Source organism: Arthrobacter sp. HLT1-20, assembly GCF_054510895.1.
In genome coordinates, this window is record NZ_JBTNDR010000010.1 from 1 (window position 1) to 19,006 (window position 19,006).

Annotated in this window: 17 protein-coding genes; 4 read left to right on the forward strand and 13 right to left on the reverse strand. The window is 63.3% G+C overall.

Annotated features, from left to right (window positions below; all coding sequences use genetic code 11):
* Nucleotides 1-79 precede the first annotated feature (79 nt).
* The 7 genes from ACX80Q_RS07430 to ACX80Q_RS07460 all read right to left on the reverse strand — a co-directional run bounded on the left by ACX80Q_RS07430 (nt 80) and on the right by ACX80Q_RS07460 (nt 9,080).
* Nucleotides 80-1,849: a DEAD/DEAH box helicase gene (locus ACX80Q_RS07430; protein WP_459329892.1), complete on the reverse strand. Its 1,770-nt coding sequence runs from the start codon at nt 1,847-1,849 to the stop codon at nt 80-82.
* A gap of 110 nt (nt 1,850-1,959) precedes the next feature.
* Nucleotides 1,960-2,292 (reverse strand): DUF3039 domain-containing protein, encoded by a 333-nt coding sequence (locus ACX80Q_RS07435; protein ID WP_459329893.1) that lies wholly within the window; start codon nt 2,290-2,292, stop codon nt 1,960-1,962.
* A 240-nt stretch (nt 2,293-2,532) separates the two neighbouring features.
* Entirely contained in the window at nt 2,533-3,315 is a 783-nt protein-coding gene (gene nagB, locus ACX80Q_RS07440) for a glucosamine-6-phosphate deaminase (RefSeq protein WP_459329894.1), read from the reverse strand.
* Nucleotides 3,316-3,412: 97 nt separating this feature from the next.
* Nucleotides 3,413-5,008: a transporter gene (locus ACX80Q_RS07445; protein WP_459329895.1), complete on the reverse strand. Its 1,596-nt coding sequence runs from the start codon at nt 5,006-5,008 to the stop codon at nt 3,413-3,415.
* A complete protein-coding gene (locus tag ACX80Q_RS07450; RefSeq protein WP_459329896.1) occupies nt 4,990-5,781 on the reverse strand; it encodes an ABC transporter ATP-binding protein in 792 nt (263 codons plus the stop codon). The genes ACX80Q_RS07445 and ACX80Q_RS07450 overlap by 19 nt, the downstream gene beginning before the upstream one ends.
* 151 nt (nt 5,782-5,932) lie before the next feature.
* Nucleotides 5,933-6,865 (reverse strand): co-chaperone YbbN, encoded by a 933-nt coding sequence (locus tag ACX80Q_RS07455; RefSeq protein WP_459329897.1) that lies wholly within the window; start codon nt 6,863-6,865, stop codon nt 5,933-5,935.
* Nucleotides 6,866-6,944: 79 nt separating this feature from the next.
* The gene (locus tag ACX80Q_RS07460) at nt 6,945-9,080 is read right to left on the reverse strand and encodes a hypothetical protein (protein WP_459329898.1); all 2,136 of its coding nucleotides are present in this window, start codon (nt 9,078-9,080) and stop codon (nt 6,945-6,947) included.
* Between the two features lie 206 nt (nt 9,081-9,286).
* On the opposite strand from ACX80Q_RS07460, the gene ACX80Q_RS07465 reads away from it, so the two are divergent.
* A complete protein-coding gene (locus ACX80Q_RS07465) occupies nt 9,287-10,654 on the forward strand; it encodes an AI-2E family transporter (protein ID WP_459329899.1) in 1,368 nt (455 codons plus the stop codon).
* Nucleotides 10,655-10,678: 24 nt separating this feature from the next.
* Here ACX80Q_RS07465 and ACX80Q_RS07470 read toward each other — a convergent pair whose 3' ends face one another.
* Nucleotides 10,679-11,443 (reverse strand): alpha/beta hydrolase, encoded by a 765-nt coding sequence (locus ACX80Q_RS07470; protein WP_459329900.1) that lies wholly within the window; start codon nt 11,441-11,443, stop codon nt 10,679-10,681.
* 10 nt (nt 11,444-11,453) lie between these two features.
* Nucleotides 11,454-11,777 (reverse strand): hypothetical protein, encoded by a 324-nt coding sequence (locus tag ACX80Q_RS07475; protein WP_459329901.1) that lies wholly within the window; start codon nt 11,775-11,777, stop codon nt 11,454-11,456.
* A gap of 89 nt (nt 11,778-11,866) precedes the next feature.
* Here ACX80Q_RS07475 and nucS point away from each other — a divergent pair, with 89 nt between their 5' ends.
* The 3 genes from nucS to ACX80Q_RS07490 all read left to right on the forward strand — a co-directional run bounded on the left by nucS (nt 11,867) and on the right by ACX80Q_RS07490 (nt 14,303).
* The gene (gene nucS / locus ACX80Q_RS07480; protein WP_459329902.1) at nt 11,867-12,562 is read left to right on the forward strand and encodes an endonuclease NucS; all 696 of its coding nucleotides are present in this window, start codon (nt 11,867-11,869) and stop codon (nt 12,560-12,562) included.
* Nucleotides 12,563-12,596: 34 nt separating this feature from the next.
* Nucleotides 12,597-13,841, forward strand: coding sequence for an N-acetylglucosamine-6-phosphate deacetylase (locus tag ACX80Q_RS07485; RefSeq protein ID WP_459329903.1), 1,245 nt, complete (start codon nt 12,597-12,599; stop codon nt 13,839-13,841).
* A gap of 258 nt (nt 13,842-14,099) precedes the next feature.
* Nucleotides 14,100-14,303: a cold-shock protein gene (locus tag ACX80Q_RS07490; protein WP_459329904.1), complete on the forward strand. Its 204-nt coding sequence runs from the start codon at nt 14,100-14,102 to the stop codon at nt 14,301-14,303.
* A gap of 66 nt (nt 14,304-14,369) precedes the next feature.
* Here the strand turns inward: ACX80Q_RS07490 and ACX80Q_RS07495 are convergent, their stop codons facing one another.
* The 4 genes from ACX80Q_RS07495 to ACX80Q_RS07510 form a co-directional block, all read right to left on the reverse strand.
* A complete protein-coding gene (locus tag ACX80Q_RS07495) occupies nt 14,370-16,778 on the reverse strand; it encodes a phosphatidylglycerol lysyltransferase domain-containing protein (RefSeq protein WP_459329905.1) in 2,409 nt (802 codons plus the stop codon).
* A gap of 95 nt (nt 16,779-16,873) precedes the next feature.
* Nucleotides 16,874-18,220, reverse strand: coding sequence for an alpha/beta hydrolase (locus ACX80Q_RS07500; RefSeq protein ID WP_459329906.1), 1,347 nt, complete (start codon nt 18,218-18,220; stop codon nt 16,874-16,876).
* 51 nt (nt 18,221-18,271) lie between these two features.
* The gene (locus ACX80Q_RS07505) at nt 18,272-18,703 is read right to left on the reverse strand and encodes a DUF2550 domain-containing protein (protein WP_459329907.1); all 432 of its coding nucleotides are present in this window, start codon (nt 18,701-18,703) and stop codon (nt 18,272-18,274) included.
* A 10-nt stretch (nt 18,704-18,713) separates the two neighbouring features.
* Nucleotides 18,714-19,004 (reverse strand): F0F1 ATP synthase subunit epsilon, encoded by a 291-nt coding sequence (locus ACX80Q_RS07510; RefSeq protein ID WP_459329908.1) that lies wholly within the window; start codon nt 19,002-19,004, stop codon nt 18,714-18,716.
* Nucleotides 19,005-19,006 lie beyond the last annotated feature (2 nt).

The following is a 19,006-nucleotide window of genomic DNA, read 5'->3' on the forward strand; positions in this document are numbered from 1 at the left end:
GGGGAGGAAAAGAAGAGGGGGAGTGAGAACGTCTCCCTTTCCCTGTTTTTTTCCCCGCACGCCCTCGCTGAATGAGCCGTTATTTGCGGCCGATGAACCAGTCCTGGAGCTTCTTCATCCGGGTCTGCAATTGGGATTCGTTGGCCTGGGCCACTGCCGGTCCGCCACAGATGCGGCGCAGTTCGCTGTGGACCATGCCGTGCGGCATCCCGGAGCGGGCACTCCATGCGGAGACGTTTTTGGCCAGCTCGTTGCGCAGGTCCATCAGCATCCTGTGGTCGATCAGGGGTGGCGCCTCGGGCTCCGCTGCGGGGGCCTTTTTGCGGCGCCGTGTTTGTTGATCGGCCTGGCGCTGGCGCAGCAGGACGCCCATCTGGTCGGCGTCGAGCAGGCCCGGAATGCCCAGGAAGTCCATCTCGTCGTCACTGCCGATCGCGCCGCCGGTGCCAAATTCGCCGCCGTCGAACAAGACACGGTCAAAGGAGGCCTGGGATTCCAGCGCCTCGAACTTGAACTTCTCCAAGGTATCGGAGGCCTTTTCCTCGCGGTTGGCCTCCTCCATCTCGGCGTCTTCCTCGATGAAACCATCAGGATCCTTGTCCGGGCGGTCCAGGGCGTGGTCACGTTCCAGCTCCAGCTGGTTGGCCAGTTCCATCAGGTTTGGCACGGAGGGCAGGAAGATCGACGCCGTTTCCCCCCTTTTGCGGGCACGCACAAAGCGGCCCACGGCCTGGGCAAAGAACAAGGGGGTGGCAGTGGAGGTTGCGTACACGCCAACGGCCAGGCGCGGCACGTCAACACCTTCGGACACCATGCGCACGGCAACCATCCAGCGCTTGTCCCCTGCCGAAAACGCGTCGATCTTGTCGGAGGCCTTGGCATCGTCGGACAAGATGACTGTGGGGGAATCGCCAGTGATCTTCTTCAACTGCTCTGCGTAGGCGCGGGCGTCCTCGTGGTCGGTGGCAATGACCAGCCCGCCGGCGTCGGGCACGGCGCGGCGCACTTCGGTCAGGCGCTTGTCCGCGGCAGCCAGCACCGCCGGAATCCACTCCCCCGCCGGGTTCAGCGCTGTGCGCCAGGCCTGGGAGGTGATGTCCTTCGTGGTCGCCTCACCGAGGCTCGCGGCCATTTCCTCACCAGCACTCGTGCGCCAGCGCATCTGGCCCGAATACGCCATGAACATGACGGGGCGGACCACGTGGTCCTTGAGGGCTTCGCCATAGCCGTAGGTGTAGTCGGCTTTGGAGCGGCGGATGCCGTCGCGGTCCTCCGCATACTCCACAAAGGGGATCGCGGCCGTGTCGGAACGGAACGGCGTACCCGTCAGGGCCAGGCGGCGTGCTGCCGGGTCAAAGGCCTCCCGGATGCCGTCGCCCCAGCTCAGGGCGTCGCCGCCGTGGTGGATTTCATCCATGATGACAAGGGTCCGGGCCGCCTCGGTCTTGGCCCGGTGCAGCATGGGCTTACTGGCCACCTGGGCGTACGTCACGGCAACACCCACAAAGCCCTTGCCGTGGCGACCATCCGCATTCTTGAAATTCGGGTCAATCGCAATGCCCACCTTGGCCGCGGCATCCGCCCACTGGCGTTTGAGGTGGTCGGTGGGGGTGACGATGGTGACCCTATTGATGGATCCGCGGGCCATCAGCTGGGTGGCAATGTGCAGGGCGAAGGTGGTCTTGCCTGCGCCGGGTGTTGCCACGGCGAGGAAGTCCCTGGGGTTCTGGGCAAAGTACTTCTCCATGGCTTCGCTCTGCCAGGCACGGAGTTTTTGGGCCGTTCCCCAGGCGGCACGCTCAGGGTAGGCCGGAGGCAGCGACGGGCCACCAAACAATGTTTCCGTCACGAATACTCCGCCATCCTCAAGTTACTTCTAATCATTGCCCCGCGCCCGGAAGCGGGCACGGTGAAACAGCGGCCATGCGGCCGCACTCAAACTTTTTGGGTCATCCCACGTTACTTCTTGGGTTCCTTCGGGCCTTTGCCCTTGCCGCCCTCGGGCTTCAAGCCATCGTAAATGGCCTTACAGTCGGGGCAGACCGGGAACTTCTGCGGATCCCGGCCGGGGGTCCACACCTTGCCACACAGGGCCACAACGGGATCGCCTGTCATGGCCGATTCCATGATCTTTTCCTTGCGAACGTAGTGCGAGAACCGCTCGCTGTCGCCGGGTTCAACTTCCTGGCGCAGTTCCTGACGCTCGATCACAGCGGTGGAACCACCGCTGCGCTCAGGATTTCCCATGGGCTGGTTTTCGAAGGGGTCTGGAGGCAAACTCATAAAGACCATTCTAGCGGCTCCGCGTCCGCGACTCACCGAAGCCACCACCGAATTGAGAAATCGACGAACCATTCGCTTCCACCCCGGAGCACGGATTGCGTGGCAGCTGCGCTAGCGTCGCCGAATATCCAGCCATTGCTGCGATAGCGTGTGGAAAAGAGATGCGGCGGGGAGGGACGTTATGTGATTAACTTCCCTCCCCGCCGCGGGTCTTGCCGCTTGGACCCCTGCTTTAGGTCGCCGCGCTTGCTAGACGCCCTGCCAGGACGGTTTGTTCTCATAAGCGTGGCGGTACGTGGATGCACCGGCAAGCTTTGATGCCGCGGCCTCGTCAATAATGACTGTGGCGCGAGCGTGGAACTGCAGGATCGATGCCGGGCAGGAAGCCGTGACCGGCCCTTCCACAAAGTCGCGGACCGCGTCAGCCTTGCCGGCACCGGAGGCAACCAGGACCAGGTGGCGGGCATCCATGATGGTGCCCAAGCCCTGGGTCACCACGTGGTGGGGAACCTGGTCCAAATGATCGAAGAAACGCGCGTTGTCCTGGCGTGTCTGCTCGGCGAGGGTCTTGATCCGGGTCCGCGACGCCAGCGAAGAACCGGGCTCGTTGAAACCGATGTGGCCGTTGGTGCCAACACCCAGGATTTGCAGGTCGATGCCACCGGCAGCCTTGATGGCGTCCTCGTAGCCCTGGCAGGCGCCTGCGATGTCCTCGGCGGCACCGTCCGGGCCGTGCACGTTGTCCGCTGCCACGTCCACGCGGTTGGTGAACTCGCGGCGGATCACCTCGCGGTAGGACTCGTAGTGGCCAACTGGCAGACCCACGTACTCATCCAGGGCAAAGCCGCTGACCTGTTCAAAGTTCAGGCCGTCTTCATCGTGGCGTCGTGCCAACTCGTCGTAAATCGGCAGCGGCGAGGAGCCCGTGGCCAGGCCAAGGACAGCATTGGGCTTCTGGCGAATCAGGGCCTCAATGGCGTCCGCGGCCAAGGCACCAATTTCTTTACTGCTGGGGAGGATGATGACCTCCATGAAACACGCTTCCTTTCACGACACCTATGTGCCTGTGCAATTCTCATTCGACGCTAATCTGCCGATTCTAACCTTAGCTATTACTGCTGCTGTTCCGTTAACGGTCCACCGACACAGCAAGCAACAACTCGGGGGCCCGCTGGTTGAAGGCGGCAGCTCCCTGGCGGATCCCCACCACCAGGAACACGGCGCCGAGGATGATCCCCACGGCCAGGGCCAGCCAGGCGAACAGCAGCTGCCCGGTCACCATGGCAATGATGGCAAGAATGAGCTCCGGCAGGACCAGGACACCCAAACCCACAAACCCGCCCATTTGAATCAGGACCGAGGACAGGCCGTTTCCGGGCCGCGTCTTCATGGGGCTCTCCCCGGGCAGCGGCACGCTCATGGTGAATCGGGCCGAGAACACGCTGGCCAGGCCAAGCCCGGAGCCCACCACGCCCAAGACCAGGCCCACGGTTGCCAGCAGCTGGCCCGGATCCTGGGCCAGCACTGCCCCGACGACGGCGTACAAGAGACCCAGCGGCAGGGCCAGGACCGCCGCAGCCAGTGCCCGTCCGCTCCTGTCGGCAGTCCCGGACACCCCCGTGGCAATGTGCAGGGCAAAGGCAGTGTTGTCATAGGAAATATCGGAGCTGATGGACCACACCACCAGGTAGGCGGCAAGGGCACCGCCCAGCCCCAGCGCAATCCCCAGGGACTGCGGGCCGCCCGTTTCGCTGGCCGTCTGGGACCCTGCAAACACAAAAATTAACGGTAGCAAGGGTGCAATGAGTAGGCCCGCGCTGTAGCGCGGATCCCGGAACCAGTAGGTGAGGCAGCGTGCTGCCACGGCCCCCGTGGGAGTGGCCGGGAACCAGGTGAAGAATCCCATCTTGCCCCCCGCCTTCCGTCCCCCGCCGGCGAACGCCGGCGTCACCAGGGCCCTGCCCAGGCATGCCTGCCAAATCCAGGTCAGGGCGCCGATGCTCGCCACGGCGATGAGGAGCTTGAGTCCCGCAGTACCGTAGGAACCGGCGGCAACGGCGGCGGGAACAGACCAAACAGCCCCCAAGGGAGTCCAGGAGACCGTCTGCGCCAAGGCCGGCAGGTACTCCTTGAAGTCACCGACGCCCGAGCTGACACCGCTGATGATGGGTCCCATGAACATCAAGGGCACCAGCAGCACAATGCCACTGGCATCCTTGAAGCGTCGCGAGGAGGCCAGGCTGGTGCTGGCTGCCGTGATGGCCCGCGAGGCCACAATGCAGGTCACGGCACCCAGCACGCCGCACAGCAGCGCAGCCAGCGCCGCGAGGGGATGGCGCCACCAGGCAATGGCCGTTCCCAGTGAGGCAAGGAGCGTGATGGCCCCGGGAATGCCAATGAAGCTCGCCAACAGCAGGCCCATGAGCATTGACCTCATGGGGATGGCATAGGTGGTGAAGCGTGCGGGGTCAAGGGTCATGTCCAGGCCGGCGGCAACCACCGGAATGACCAGCCACCCCAGCACCAGGGCCGCCCCGGCCAGTGTGAGCACAGTGCCGACGAGTTCGGCGTCGCCAGCACCCAGGGCGGCCAGCCCCACCAGGCTCATGGCCAGCACGCCCAGGCCGTACAGGCCGCCGATGATGAGCCCCACCAGCTGCCAGGGGCTGCGCTTGAGCGAGTTGCGCAGCAGGGCCAGCTTCAGTCCTATGAGGTGCGCAACCATGACAACCCCGTATTCTCCTTGCGTCCGCCCACAAGCTCAACGAATTTTTCTTCCAGGCTCTGGCTGCCACGGACCTCATCGACAGTGCCGGCGGCCAACACCCGGCCGGCGGCAATGACGGCAACGTGGTCGCACATGCGCTGCACCAGGTCCATGACATGGCTGGAGACTATGACGGTGCCGCCGGAGTTGACGTAGTCGTGCAAAATGTCGCGGATGTTGGCGGCGGAGACCGGGTCCACTGATTCAAAGGGTTCATCTAGCACGAGAAGTTTCGGGGCATGGATCAGGGCCGCCGCCAGGGCAATCTTCTTGGTCATGCCGGCGGAATAGTCAACCACAAGGGTCCCGGCATCGCGGCTCAGGTCCAGGGCGGAGAGCAGATCTTTGACCCGGGAGGCCACTGTGTCCTTGTCCATGCCGCGCAACAAGCCGGCGTAACTGACGAGCTGCTCGCCGCTGAGGCGGTCGAAGAGCCGCACGCCGTCGGGCAGCAGACCCATGAGGCGTTTGGACTCCAGCGGCTGGCGCCACACATCCACCCCGTGCACCCAAACCTGCCCCGCATCCGGACGCAGGAGGCCCGTTGCCATGGACAGGGAGGTTGTCTTGCCAGCGCCATTGGGTCCCACCAGTCCGTAAAAGGACCCGGCAGGGACGTCAAGGTCAATGCCGTCGACGGCAACCTTATTGCCGAAACGCTTGCTCAGGCCACGGATGGAAAGGGCCGGCGGCAGCCCTGTTTCCTTTGCTTGCTCAAAAGAGTTGCTCATAGGCACACCCTAACAATGCCGATCATGCGGGCGGGGCATCCCAAAGGATGAGATTGGCGCCACGTGCGGACCCCGACGGCGCAAAAAAACTCCAGCCCTTGCCTCCCCTGACGGGGCGGCAAAGCCTGGAGCTTCCTTGACCGTCGCAGGCTTAGAACAAGGCCCGAGCCAGTGCCTGGCGTGAGGCGGACACTCGGGGGTCGCCAACACCAATGGCGTCATAGAGCTCCAGCAGACGCACCCGGGCCGTGTCCCGTTCGGGGCCAAAGTGGGTGCCAATGAACTTCACAATGCGGGCAAATGCGTCCTCAACGTGGCCGCCCGTGACATCCAGGTCTGCCACCGCCAGGGCCGCCTCGAGATCGTCCGGGTCCCCGGCCGCGCGGGCCCGCAGCGCCTCGGCGTCGGCAACATTCAGCTCGGCTGTGCGGCGCATGAGGAGAACCTGCGCCAAGCCAACCTTCGCGGCGGCGTCGGACGGCATTTCAGCCAGCGCCTTCTCATAACTGGCCTGGGCCAGCGCCAGGTCACCGGCGTCGATGGCGTCGCGAGCGGCCTGGTGCAGCGGCGGCAGCGGCGGCTCGGCAGGGGCTTCCGGGTCCTTGGCGCCACCCAGGTTTCCTGTGACGCCGTTGCTGGCAGCGACCTTGAGCAGTTCGGTGAAGAACTCCTTGATCTGCTCCTGCGGCAACTCACCTTCAAACATGGGCACCGGCTGCCCCTTGATCAGGGCCACCACAGTGGGCACTGCTGTGACACCAAACGCCTGCGCAATCTGCGGGCTGGAATCAACATCCACCCGGCCCAGGGCAAGCTGGCCGCCGTACTCGTTGACAATCGCCTCCAGCACACCGGTCACCACCGAGGACTGGTGTGAGCGGGCAGATCCCAGCAGCACCACAACGGGCACCTTGGAGGACAGCTGGACAAGTTCCTGGAAGCTTTGCTCATTGACATCAACCGCGTACGGCGATGGCGTTGACGGGGCAGCCGTTGCCCGGTTCTTCAAGGCTGAAAGGTCGACGGCGCCGCGCAGGTTGATCCCGGGCGCTCCGTTGGGTGCCATGGGGCTATTTTGACTCATGAACTCACTCTAACTGTGCTGGCCCGCGACTTTTTCGAGATCTCGCCGCGGGTGAAACTTTGCCGTGCCAACCCCCGGTCTACTTGAACTTGCCGCCCACAAGATCCCGGGTTGCTGACAGTAGCGTAATTTTTCCGTCCCCGGAGGCCGGCGGGATGTACATGACAACAGGTTCCGCGTAGCTCAAGGTGAAGCCCTTGGTAGTCTCCTTGCCGCCCGTGAACACTGCTGCGTCGGCGGGAACGGTGAGCGTTGCATCCTCCTTGGACGTTGCATCAATGCCGAAGGTGTAGCCAACAACCACCATGGCGCCGCCGTCGGCTGTGCGCATGGCAACGGTTGACTCCAGATTCGCCGTGTGGCTGAAGACGTTGGTGGCGTCGTCGGCGTCGGCGAGAATCTTCTTCTGCGCGTCAAGAACGCTCGTGATGTAGACGCTGTCGTTGAAGGAATCCTTGAACTTGCTGTCAGCCTTGGTCAAACGGTCGCTGAGCGCCGCGATGGCGTCCTTGGGGCTCATTTTCAAGCCGGCGCTCTCGTCAACTGCCACGTCCTTGGTACCTTCCTTGTCCACAGTGGGAAAAGTCTGTCCCGGCAATAAGGGCGTGGCCTTGATCAGCTTGTAGTTTTCGCGTGGGCTCTGCTGGACCAGGGTCAGCAGCTGCGGTAGCGCGTTGTTCTCACCCTTGGTGACAAACATGGCCGACCGCGGCCAGGTCTCGGTGGTGGTGACAACCTTGGCCAGCAGTTGTGTTGCGCTGACGGGTTCCGGCGCCGGGGCACTGGCAACCTGGGAACGAATCTTGTAGTTGGCTGTGCGAACGTCCAAGGCCATGCCCGTGACACGCGGCTGAAGTTCCTTGGCGTTCTTGGCGTTGTCCCCCGAGGCAACCACGGTGGCCACGGCGGCGGCAATGCGCTGGACCTGGCTGTCCAAAAGTGACGGGAAGCCGGGTGTGTTCGCGTCGGCACTGGGCGCAGCGCTCTGGGCGGAGCTGGTGGCAGCCGGAGTGGCGGGAGCCGTGGTGGCGTCCTCGGCCACGGCCGGGCCAACACCTCCCGCCACCAGGACCACGGCCAGGGCTGCGCCCCAGCGGCCCTTGTGGTTCATGGTTTTCCGCAGGGTGCGGGGTGCCCCCAGCTCATCGGGTGAGCCGGCCAAGAAATCAGCCTTGCCCTTTTTCTTGGCGTCGTTCGTGGCGTCCTTCTTGGCGTCGGTCACCTCAGTATCCTGCTCCGACGCCGATGCGCCCTTGTCGTCGTCATTCTCGTCATCGCCGGCTGCCTCGTTCTCGGCAGCCGTCTTGTCCGCGGAGCCGGCATTATTGGCATCTGGCGTCTGGGCGGCTGTGGGCTGCAGGACAGCCGGCAATGCTGATGTGGCGTCGCTGACAAAGGCCGGGGCCGGGGTTTCCTTGGCTGCCTTGGTGTCCTCAACTGGCTTCTCGGCGTTCTTGGCTTCGGCGATGGTGGCCGGGGCCGCCTTGTCAGCAGCGCCAGCGGCCTTGGCGGCCACACGGGCTGCCACAAGCTGCTCGACTTCCAAGGCGCCCGTGGCGGGGTCGGCCGGGGCCTTGCCTGCCGCGCGTCGGCCAACAGGGGCAGGGACGCCGCTCTTGGGCTTCCGGGGTGCAATCAGGAACAACAAGGCAGCTGCCGCCAGCATGGCGGAGCCCAGAATCATCAATGGCACCGCCCAGGGGGTGCCGGCCTCATTGTCAACCGTCATGGAAATATTTGTGGGCGCAGGCGCCGTGCCGTCGGAGGAGAGCAGCAGGGCCCAGTCACCATGTCCCGGAGCCTGCCACGTGTAGGTCAACTCTCCTGTGCCCTTCTCCTCACTGACCCACATGTCCGAACCAGCAGGATTAGGCACAGTGGCCGATCCTGCCTTGTTCTGCGTGGTCAGGGCGCTGAAATCGTCATTGGCACCGTCCACCTGCGTGTAAGCGGCGTCGCCGATCCAGCCAATGATGTCGCGCTCCCGCGCCACAGCGAGCTGGATGGGGCCATCACTCTTGACAGTGAGGGTGAACTGACCGTCGCGGGTCTTGAGCATCTGTGGGCTGATGACTGTCAGCGGCGTTGCGCCAAGATCAGCGGGTGTGGCCGCTGTCAACATGGCGGGAGGGAGCCAGATGGTGCGCTGGCCAATGCCGGAACCCAACACCAACAAACCCAAAATAGCCAGGACAATTGCAATTTTTGAACGCAAGAACTTACCTAACATCGGCGGAACACTACTGTGAACGTTCCTTCTAGGGTAACCGAACCGTTATCTTATGGGCATGCCCAATTGACGAATCTCACGTTATTTCACTGCCCGCATGCCCCCAGTTCCGGGCCGCGCTGATACTCTCGAGTCACTATTGTGGTGCGGAGCCAACCATCCGCAAAATACCGGATGTGAAGGCAATACCCGTGAGTTCGTCCCCTGAATCAAGCGCAACAGGCCCCGTCCCCGCGGACGGCGCCATCCCTGAACAAGGCAGCCCCAGCCCTGCCACGGCCGCTCATTCCGGCCCCGATTCGTCCCCGTCGGGGCCGCCGGCACCGGTGGCTGCCGCTGCGGCTGCCGCTGCGGCCAGCGGCGCGATCCCCCACGAGGGATGGCGGGAATGGGTGGCAAAAAAGGTTCTCAAGCCGATCCCGGGCGCCCAGCCCCGGGTGCGCTTTGATCTGCCGGCCGAGACCAATCTGGAGGGGCACAACAAGGCCACCGCTGCCACGGCTGATGGCGCAACTGGCGCCAGTTTCTTGGGCAAGCCCATCTACTTCGGCTTCATGGGCACCATTGGCGTGGGCATCGCCTTGTTCCTTAGCTACATGCTCGCCAACACCCAGTCGCTGCTGCTGTGGATCGTCACGGCCCTGTTCATCGCCTTGGGGCTTGACCCGGTGGTCCGTTGGCTGGAGCGGCGCAGCGTGCCACGTCCGCTGGGCATCGTTTTGGTCCTGGGCGCCCTGCTGGGGCTGGTGGCCATCTTCTTCGCCACCCTGATTCCCACCATCATCCAGCAGACAACCCAACTGGTGAACAAGGCCCCCGGCTGGATCACGGACTTCTTGAATTCCGAGTTCTTCAAGCAGCTCGACGTCCAGTATCACGTGCTGGACACCATCAACGCCCAGGTTGCCAAATTCTTCCAGGACGCCCAGGCAGTGGGCGGCATCTTTGGCGGTGTGGTTGGTGTTGGCACCACCATTGCCAACGCCCTCTTTGGCACCTTGATTGTGCTGGTCTTGAGCCTGTACTTCCTGGCTTCCCTGCCTGGGATCAAGAAGTGGGGTTACCGTTTGGCACCTCGCTCCCGCCGGGCACGTGTTGAGGAGTTGAGTGAGGAAATCACCCGAGGGGTGGGCAACTACGTCATAGGACAGGTGTGCGTTGCCGTCCTGAACGCCAGCTTCGCTTTCATTGTCATGAGCATCTTGAACGTGCCGTTCAGCATCCTGTTGACCTTTGTTGTGGCCCTGCTGGCGTTCATTCCGCTGGTGGGCGGCATGATTGCGGCGGTGGTGGTCATCGCCGTGAGCCTGACGGGTGGCTGGCAGGTGGCGCTGATCTATGCCATCGCCTACCTGGCCTACCTGCAGTTCGAGGCCTACTTCATCTCACCGCGCATCATGCAAAAAGCCGTGGCGGTTCCCGGCGCCGTCGCCGTCATTTCCGTCATTGCCGGTGGCAGCCTGCTGGGCGTGCTGGGAGCCTTGATAGCCATTCCCACGGCCGCCGCCGTCATGCTGCTGGTCCGCGAAGTCTTCATTGCCCGCCAGGACAAGAACTAACCGGCCACAACGGCCCCGCCGCGACTACTGGGCTGCTGTCTCATGCCATTGGCCCGGCAGGTCCACGGCACTGCCCAAAACCGCTGAGGCAATCTCATTCAGGGCGCGGGCTGCGTACTTCTCCCCCACCCAGAGGTGCTTGGCACCAGCAACAGCCACCAGCTGCGCCTGGGGAACCGCTGAGAAGCGGGCGGCGGCCGCCACGGGCTGGAGATAGTCATCAAATTCCGGCACCAGGACGCTTAGGGGCCTGCCGTAGCTGGCCCAGGCACCCAGATCCGCATCCGTGGCCCTGTGCAGCGGCGGTGAGAGCAGCACGGCACCCTCAATCGATTCCGCCACAGGGGATACGGCGCCGTATTTGAGCACCAGCTCGGTGCCAAAGGACCAACCCACGAGCCAACGGTTGGGCAGGCCGCGGTCCACCGCAAACTGTACGGCCGCCTCAACGTCCAGGCGCTCCCCCAGCCCTTCCTCGAAGACTCCGCCGCTCGTTCCCCGCGGGGAGGAAGTGCCCCTGGTGTTGAAACGCAGCACGGCAATGCCGGCCATGGCGGGAAGGCGGTAGGAGGCCTTCTTGTAAACGTGGGAATCCATGAAGCCACCGTGGGTGGGCAGCGGGTGGAGGGTGATCAACGTTGCCCTCACCACGCCGTCGGCCGGCAACGCCAACTCCCCCACCAGGGTCAGGCCGTCGGCCGTTGAAAGCTCAATGTCTTCCCTGATGGCGGGCAGAATGGTGGCGGCGCGGACGTCGACCAGGTCGTGGGATGCGGGGTCAAAAACCATGTCCTCTAGCCTATCTGTACTTGTAACTGCGTCCGCGCCAGCAATTGCTGTGCCAGTGCCGCCTCTCGCGCAGGCCGGCCTCGGCACCAAACATGGCATCCTCCTGCCACACCACCAGGTGGGCAATGCCGGGCTGGACGGCACGGTGGCAGCCGGGGCAGGTGTAGGCCTTTTGCGCGTTGCTTGCCGTGATGGAACGCACCGCCCACTGGCCGTCGGGCGCCGATTCCCTAGCTGGAACACCCATCCGGGCCCTGTCCAGATCCGGTTCTTCCTGCTCCGCCCAACCCTTGGGGGCAGCGGAACGACGGCGCGGACGGTTTGAACGGGGCATGTTTCCATTGTGCCGCACCGGCGCAGCGAGCGCGAAGCGGCCGGACTGGCCGCCATCACCACCGGCGCCGAGCGGCTACAGTGGAGGGCGTGCGTTTAGTGATTGCCAAGTGCTCCGTCGATTACGTCGGACGCCTCAAAGCCCATCTTCCCCTTGCCGTCCGGCTCCTGTTGGTCAAGGCCGACGGTTCCGTCTTGGTGCACTCCGACGGCGGCTCCTACAAGCCGCTGAACTGGATGAGCCCGCCGGCCACCATGCGCACGCTCACCCCGGACGAGGCCGAGCTGGAGAGCGGCGTGATCGACCAGTGGATAGTGCAGTCGAGCAAGACCGATGACAGGCTCATCATCAACATCTATGAGCACATCAGCGACTCCAGCCACGACCTTGGTGTGGACCCGGGCCTGATCAAGGACGGCGTCGAAGCCGATCTGCAGCGCCTGCTGGCGGAACAAATTGGATTGCTGGGCGATGGTTTCACACTGATTCGCCGTGAATACTTCACAGCCATTGGCCCCGTGGACATTCTGGCCCGCGACGCCAAGGGCGCCACCGTGGCCATTGAACTCAAACGCCGCGGCGACATTGACGGCGTCGAACAGCTCACCCGCTACCTGGAACTGCTCAACCGGGACCCGCTGCTGGCTCCCGTGCGCGGTATTTTCGCCGCCCAACAAATCAAGCCGCAGGCCAAAACTTTGGCCACCGACAGGGGCATTGAATGCAAGACCCTTGATTACGACGCCATGCGCGGCGTAGATGACAGCGCATCACGGCTCTTCTAGGCAGGCGGCTGCCCAACCTGACTAGACTTGTTCCATGACTGCTCACCAACCTGCGCCCGTGTCCACCAAATACCTCATCCAAGGCGCCGTAGTTACCGACCACGGCGTCATTGAAGGTGGACTGCTCGCCATTGAAGGTGACAGGATTGTCTATGCCGGGCGGGCCGACCACTTCGACGAGCCCGACTTCAGCCAAGACTCCCTCGACGCGGCCAACATCATCTCCCTCCCCGCAGGCCAGCGCATCATTCCGGGCCTCATCGACATCCATAACCACGGCGGCAATGGCGGCGATTTCCCCAGCGGTGACGAAGCCTCGGCACGGATTGCCGTGGATTTCCTGCACCGCTCCGGGACTACCACCTTGCTGGCCAGCATGGTCACAGCCTCCCCGGAAGACCTCATCAAGGGTATTGGCATCTACGCCAACATGACCGATGAAGGGCTCCTTGCGGGCATTCACCTGGAGGGCCCCTTCCTTTCCCACGCGCGCTGTGGCGCCCAGAATCCGGCCTTCCTGCTGGAACCTGACCTTGAGGTCATGGGTTCCCTGATCGAGGCCGGCCGCGGCACCATCATCACCATGACGTACGCCCCCGAACTCCTCGGTGCGCCCGAGCTGGTTGACCTCATGACAAGCCACGGGATCACACCGTCCCTGGGCCACACCGATTGCGACACGGCGACGGCTGCCGAGTCCCTGGAGCAGGCCCGTGAAGGTTTGGATTCCACCGGGTTCGACGGCGTTTCCGGCCGCCCCACGGTCACTCACCTTTTCAACGGCATGCCTCCCATGCACCACCGCTCGCCCGGGCCTGTGGCCGCGTGCTTGCGCATTGCCAAGGCCGGGAACGCTGCCGTGGAGCTTGTTGCCGACAACACCCACCTGGATCCGGAAACGGTCAAGACAGTGTTTGAGTTGGTGGGTGCCGTCAACATTGTGCTGGTCACCGATTCGATGGCCGCAGCGGGGCTGGCGGATGGCCAGTACATGCTGGGCCCGTCCCCTGTGAGCGTTACCGACGGCGTGGCGACCCTGGATGCCACCGGGTCCATCGCCGGGGGCACGGCCACCCTGCTCGATGTAGTCCGCCGCACCACAGCTGCCGGAGTGAAGTTCACCGATGCACTCAAGTCCGCCACAGTGGTCCCGGCCGCCGTGCTGGGCCTGACCGACGAGGTTGGCTCGCTGCGCCGCGGCCTGCGGGCGGATTTTTTGATAGTGGATGCCGACTTGACCTTGCAGCGCGTCATGCGTGCCGGGGCGTGGTTGAACTAGTGGATGCCGACTTGACCTTGCAGCGCGTCATGCGTGCCGGGGCGTGGTTGAACTAGTGGATGCCGACTTGACCTTGCAGCGCGTCATGCGTGCCGGGGCGTGAGTGAATCCGTTAATATTTGCGTCTCTTTTGTGCACGTCATTGACCTGGCATGTGACTCATGCCATGCTGAGGTCGGCCTCTAGTTCGGCAAGCTGCCAAGAGCTAGGCACTACACAACGCAGTACATATGCGTTGTCATCACAAGGAGAAAATGTATGGCACAGGGTACCGTCAAGTGGTTCAACGCTGAAAAGGGCTTCGGCTTCATCACCCCGGATAATGCCGAGGCGGATGTCTTTGTTCACTACTCGGAAATCCAAAGCGGCGGCTTCAAGACCTTGGATGAAAACGCCCGGGTCGAGTTTGAGGTGGGGCAAGGCACCAAGGGCCCCCAGGCCACAGGTGTCACCACCCTCTAGTCCTTCCGTGCCCCAAGAGTTCTGGCACGATCACTAGCCCCCGGCATGATGCCGGGGGCTAGTGCTTTATGGCTTGCGCAACACTTTGGCCAGGGTCCGTACAGAAACATTGGGCATATAAGCTTCGCCCACGGCGCGGCCGATGGCAGGCAGGGACAACGGATCCTGGTACATCAAGTACAAGGGCCTATGGCGTGGCTGGAACCGCTGTTTGAAGTTGGCCAGCGAGGCAAAGCCGTAGACGGGCTCCAGGGTGCGCGCCAACAGGGCCAGAATGCGGCCCAGGCTGCTGTCCTGCTCCTCGCTATTGGCCAAGGGTGAGCCTGAAAGGGAGATGTACTCAACGGTTTCGGCAAAATGGTTCACGGCCTGGGCAATGAGGTACTCCATGACACCGTTGAAGGCTTCCGAGTTGCGGCGCATGAAGTCAAGCGTCCAGCTCACCACCTCGCCGTTGGAAAAGACCGGCAGCCAACTAGTTACGGCGTGAATGTGGCCGGAATCGTCGATGGCCAGGCACAGCTGGACATTCTCGTTCTTGAGTTCCTCAAGCCCGCCCAAGGTGAAGCCAAGTTCCGGCAGAGCCTGGGCGGAGACCCAGTCCTCGGAAATCTCATTCACGGCCGTGCGTTGAGCGGATGTGAGTTCACCATAGCTGCACCACAGCGGGCGGACTCCCAACTTGGCCGCCTTGTTCAAGGCTGTGCGCACATTTTGCCAGTCCTTGCCCTTGAAGTTCATGGTGTGCACATCGAGAAGTGTTTCCTGGGCAACAACAATGCTTCGAAAATCGCGTTCCAGCAAGGGATTGGCCTGCGCCTGCGTCACGGAGTAAAAACACGGCGTCAATGACTCCTCGGCACAGAAATCCAAGAACTCATCCATGGCAGGTACATAGTCCTGGGCCAGCCCTACCGGACCACCAACGGTGACAGCCACGCCGTTGTGGGCCTGGTAGGCCACGGCCACGGTTCCCGTTGAGTTGAACCAGTACTGGTTGTTGGCCCACAGCGTCATCCAGGACAGCGAGTCCCCGCCCAAACGCACCAGCTGCTGGGTCTGGCGGGCATCCGACTCTCCCGCCTGCGTGCGTCTGCTCAGGAAGACAGCCAAAATGCTGAAGGCACTGAGCAGCCACAGCACGGGACCGCCCATGCTAAACAGTAAGGACGAAAAGAAGCCGTGTGGATAGACGGCGGCCACATAGCTCCAGGGGAAGGGATAGGGCAGCACAATCCGAGGAAGGCTCGCCACCAATCCCCCTATCCCGTGGGGGCCGGAAAGATTCCCCTCGGCAAACCAGGCCACACTGTAGAGGCCCACAAAGGCCAGCAGGAGCAGGGGCAACAACACCAGTGAACGCCGGCGCAGTGCCGGATCCGGGTCAATGGAGAAATGCCGGCGGTAGATGACCAAAAGCGCTGCGATGACCAGCGGCACCAACACCACCGGCAGTAGTTCCCACACCGATTCGTTGATGCTCAGGGCCCTGTGCCCGCGGCGCAGCGGCAGGCCGAAGCCCGCGAACACCTGAAAGTAGATGGCGGAGACCACGCCAATGACCACGTGCAGGTAGACGGCGGCCCACAGGGCAAGCCGGTTGCCGCGCCGCAGTCCCTCCGCACAAACCAGCAACAGCACCATGGGCATCAAGGCCAGCAGATGGCCGCCGGAGCTCAGCAGGGCTATGTTGTGCAGCGCCGCAAGGCACTCGCCCTCACCTGGCGGGCAGTTAGCCTGGGCCGCGCCCAGATTCTGGCTCGTGATCCAGCCGCGCAGCACTGCCAGCGGCCCCACCGGCACATGCGCCACGGCGGCTGCCACGGGGCCGATGGCAAGGACAGCGACCACCAGGGCCAAGTTGGTCCGCACTTCACGGCTGGTGGATCGGCGCACAACACCCTGTCCCACGGCTGCAATCAGCAGCCTCCCCAGAATCAAGCCCGCCAGGGCAGTCACCAGGATGAAAATGTGCTGCGCATGGCCCACGTACACGGTGAGCATCAAGGCTCCCGCCACCACCAGCACGCGAAGGCGCCGTCGCCACAGCACACTAATGGCTTGGCTGGCAGCCATGAGGGCACCCACCGATGCGGCGAAGGGTCCCAGCAGTGTTGCCTGGACCATGCCGGCCGGCCATTGAAGCCCCGCGCGGCTACCCACTCCCACCATGGCTGAATACACGATAATGCCAGCCAGTTGGGAAGCGATGAACAGGGCAGCCGTCCGCCTGGTGCCCAGCGTGGATTCGACAAGACCCAGCAGCAACGCAACGGTGGCCACGGCAAGCAGCATTGACGCCGTACTGGAACTCAGGATGATGGAGGTGATGGCATTCCACCACTGCCCGCCCAACAAGTCAGAAAGTTGAAATCCCCAGCCGATGGCGATGGATTCCGGCAGGCGGCCCATGAAGCCACCCGCTGCGAAATGCGCCGCCAGGCAGAGAACAATGATCCCGGCGGAAAATGGCACACGTTTTATCCTTCTGCCCAGCGCAGAAATCACCGTGCGGGCGGTGCTGACGGCCCGTGATGGGGCGCCCGGATGCCCGGGAGTTGCTGCTGTGGTCATTGCAGGCCAAGCCTGCCCGCCAGCATGGACAGCGCCTGCGGCAGGGCTGCGTTGGCCACCGCCCAGGAATGACCGCCGGGGAAGGCTATGGATGGGGCATTCATGCCTGCTTTTCGGGCAGCGGCAACAAGTTCGGACACATTAGCAGAATACAGCGCATCGGCGTCCCCCACGGCAAACATGCCGGAGATGTGCGGGTAGTGGTTTTTAGCCATGAGCGTCAGCGGCAACTGGGCGTCGAAGGCAGCAGTGTTGCCGTGAAAGGCCCGCTGCACGGTGACTGCCCGGTTGGCAGCCAAGGCCGGTTCCCGCTCCGGTGAAATGGCCACGAATGAGTGAAAGACTCCCGGGTGGCGCGTCACCATCTGCAGTGCACACGTGCCGCCGTAGGAGAAGCCGCCCACGGCCCAGTGGGCGGGGTTGGTGTCGGCATCAAGATTGGCCTTGATCCAGGCGGGGACATCCTTGGCCATATAAGCGTCGGCCTGGCCCAGCGCTGAATTCATGCACATGGTGTTTGCCCCATCGCTGCCATTGGGGTCCGGGACCACCACAATGGGGGCCAAACCGCCGTGTGCTGCGGCAAAGGCGTCAAGCTCGGCCACGAGTGCGGTGGAACGAAACCATGACTCAGGGGAACCCGGCTGGCCACTGACAAGGATCAGGACCGGCAGGACAGGCCGCGAGGCTGCCGCATAGGCTGGCGGCAGGTACACCATGGCGTTCCTTGGCTCAAAGCCGCGGGATTTGCCGGGTATGGGCACGGAGTAGACTGAGCCGGCACTTGGCGTTCCTGCTGCCTTCTCCCAGCCCCTGCTGGCAGGGCCCGTCATGAAACGGGCTTCAGGGCTGTGCTGGGCTGCAGGCAGGGCGGACGCCTGTTCCACCGGAACGGCGCGCAGCAGAGAGCTGACAGTGGGATATTGGCCAAAGGTGGTGTTGAATGACAGCCCCACAGCGGCCAGCACGGTGGCCGTGGCCAGGACGGCCAGGGCACGCCGGGTGGCGGTGGTTCGTTGCGGGTGGCGCACCGCCGTGGTGCCGCCGCGACGCCGCAAGCCGGCAAACGCCGTCGTGCTTCCCAAAACCAGCACCCACATGATGAGGGCCACGTTGAGGACAGCTGCCGTGGGCAAGTCTTCGGGCCACCAATACAGCACGTGGATCACTGCCCAACAGGCAACCACGCTCACCACCAGGGAAATCGTTGCAGTGATGGCCACGAACAGGAGCCACGGGCGCGAGCGGCGCAGCACAAGAAAAAGCAGGGCCAGGGCGCCCAGAAACAAAGAAATTATGGGGAGCGTGCCATCAAGCAGGCTCAGCCCGTAAAACCAATTCATTGATTCACCACGCTCCATGGGTGCACCGGCGGGCAGGGGTGCAGGGCCATATTAGTGCCAGCGGCCGGGACCTGGCTGGGGGCCGGCTTCCAGCCAGGAGGACAGGCCTGCGTAGGCGGCAAACTTCATGGCCAGCAGCACCTCCTTGCCCTCATAGTTGAGCATGACGATGACAACCCCTGGCGGGACGCGTGTCAGCTCGCTTTCGGTGGGCTCGCGGCGACCCAGCAGCACAATCTTGTTGCGCTTCATGGTTTTGGCCGGGAGCGGACTTAACGACAGAAGCCGAACCCACTCGAGGTCCGACTCCTGGTAACGACAAACCCCCATTGCCCAGCGATTGTTCGCTGTGGAAATGGAGGCGTCGACTGTGCCCCAGGTGCGCCGCAAAACAATGCGGCGCACCCCAAACAGACACAATGAAACTATTACCAGCAGGAATACTCCTGCCAGAGAGATGAACGCAAAACCCAACTGGTTCATCAATTGATTGCTAGCGAATCCCTGCGTTTGCCGACGTGCCCTCGTGGAGACGGGCACCATCAGCAACGATCACGACCCGGTTGCTGTCAACGGAGAAGAAGCCGCCGTCAACGTCAACCGAGAAACGGCTGCCGTCCACGGGTGCGATCTCCAGCAAGCCCGGCGCCAAAACCGCGAGCAACGGGGAGTGGCCGGGAAGAATCCCGATCTCGCCCTCGCTGGTAAACCCCTTGACAAGGGTCGCTGCGCCAGACCAAACAGCGTGGTCAGCCGCTACGATTTCAACTTCGAGGTTAGCCATGA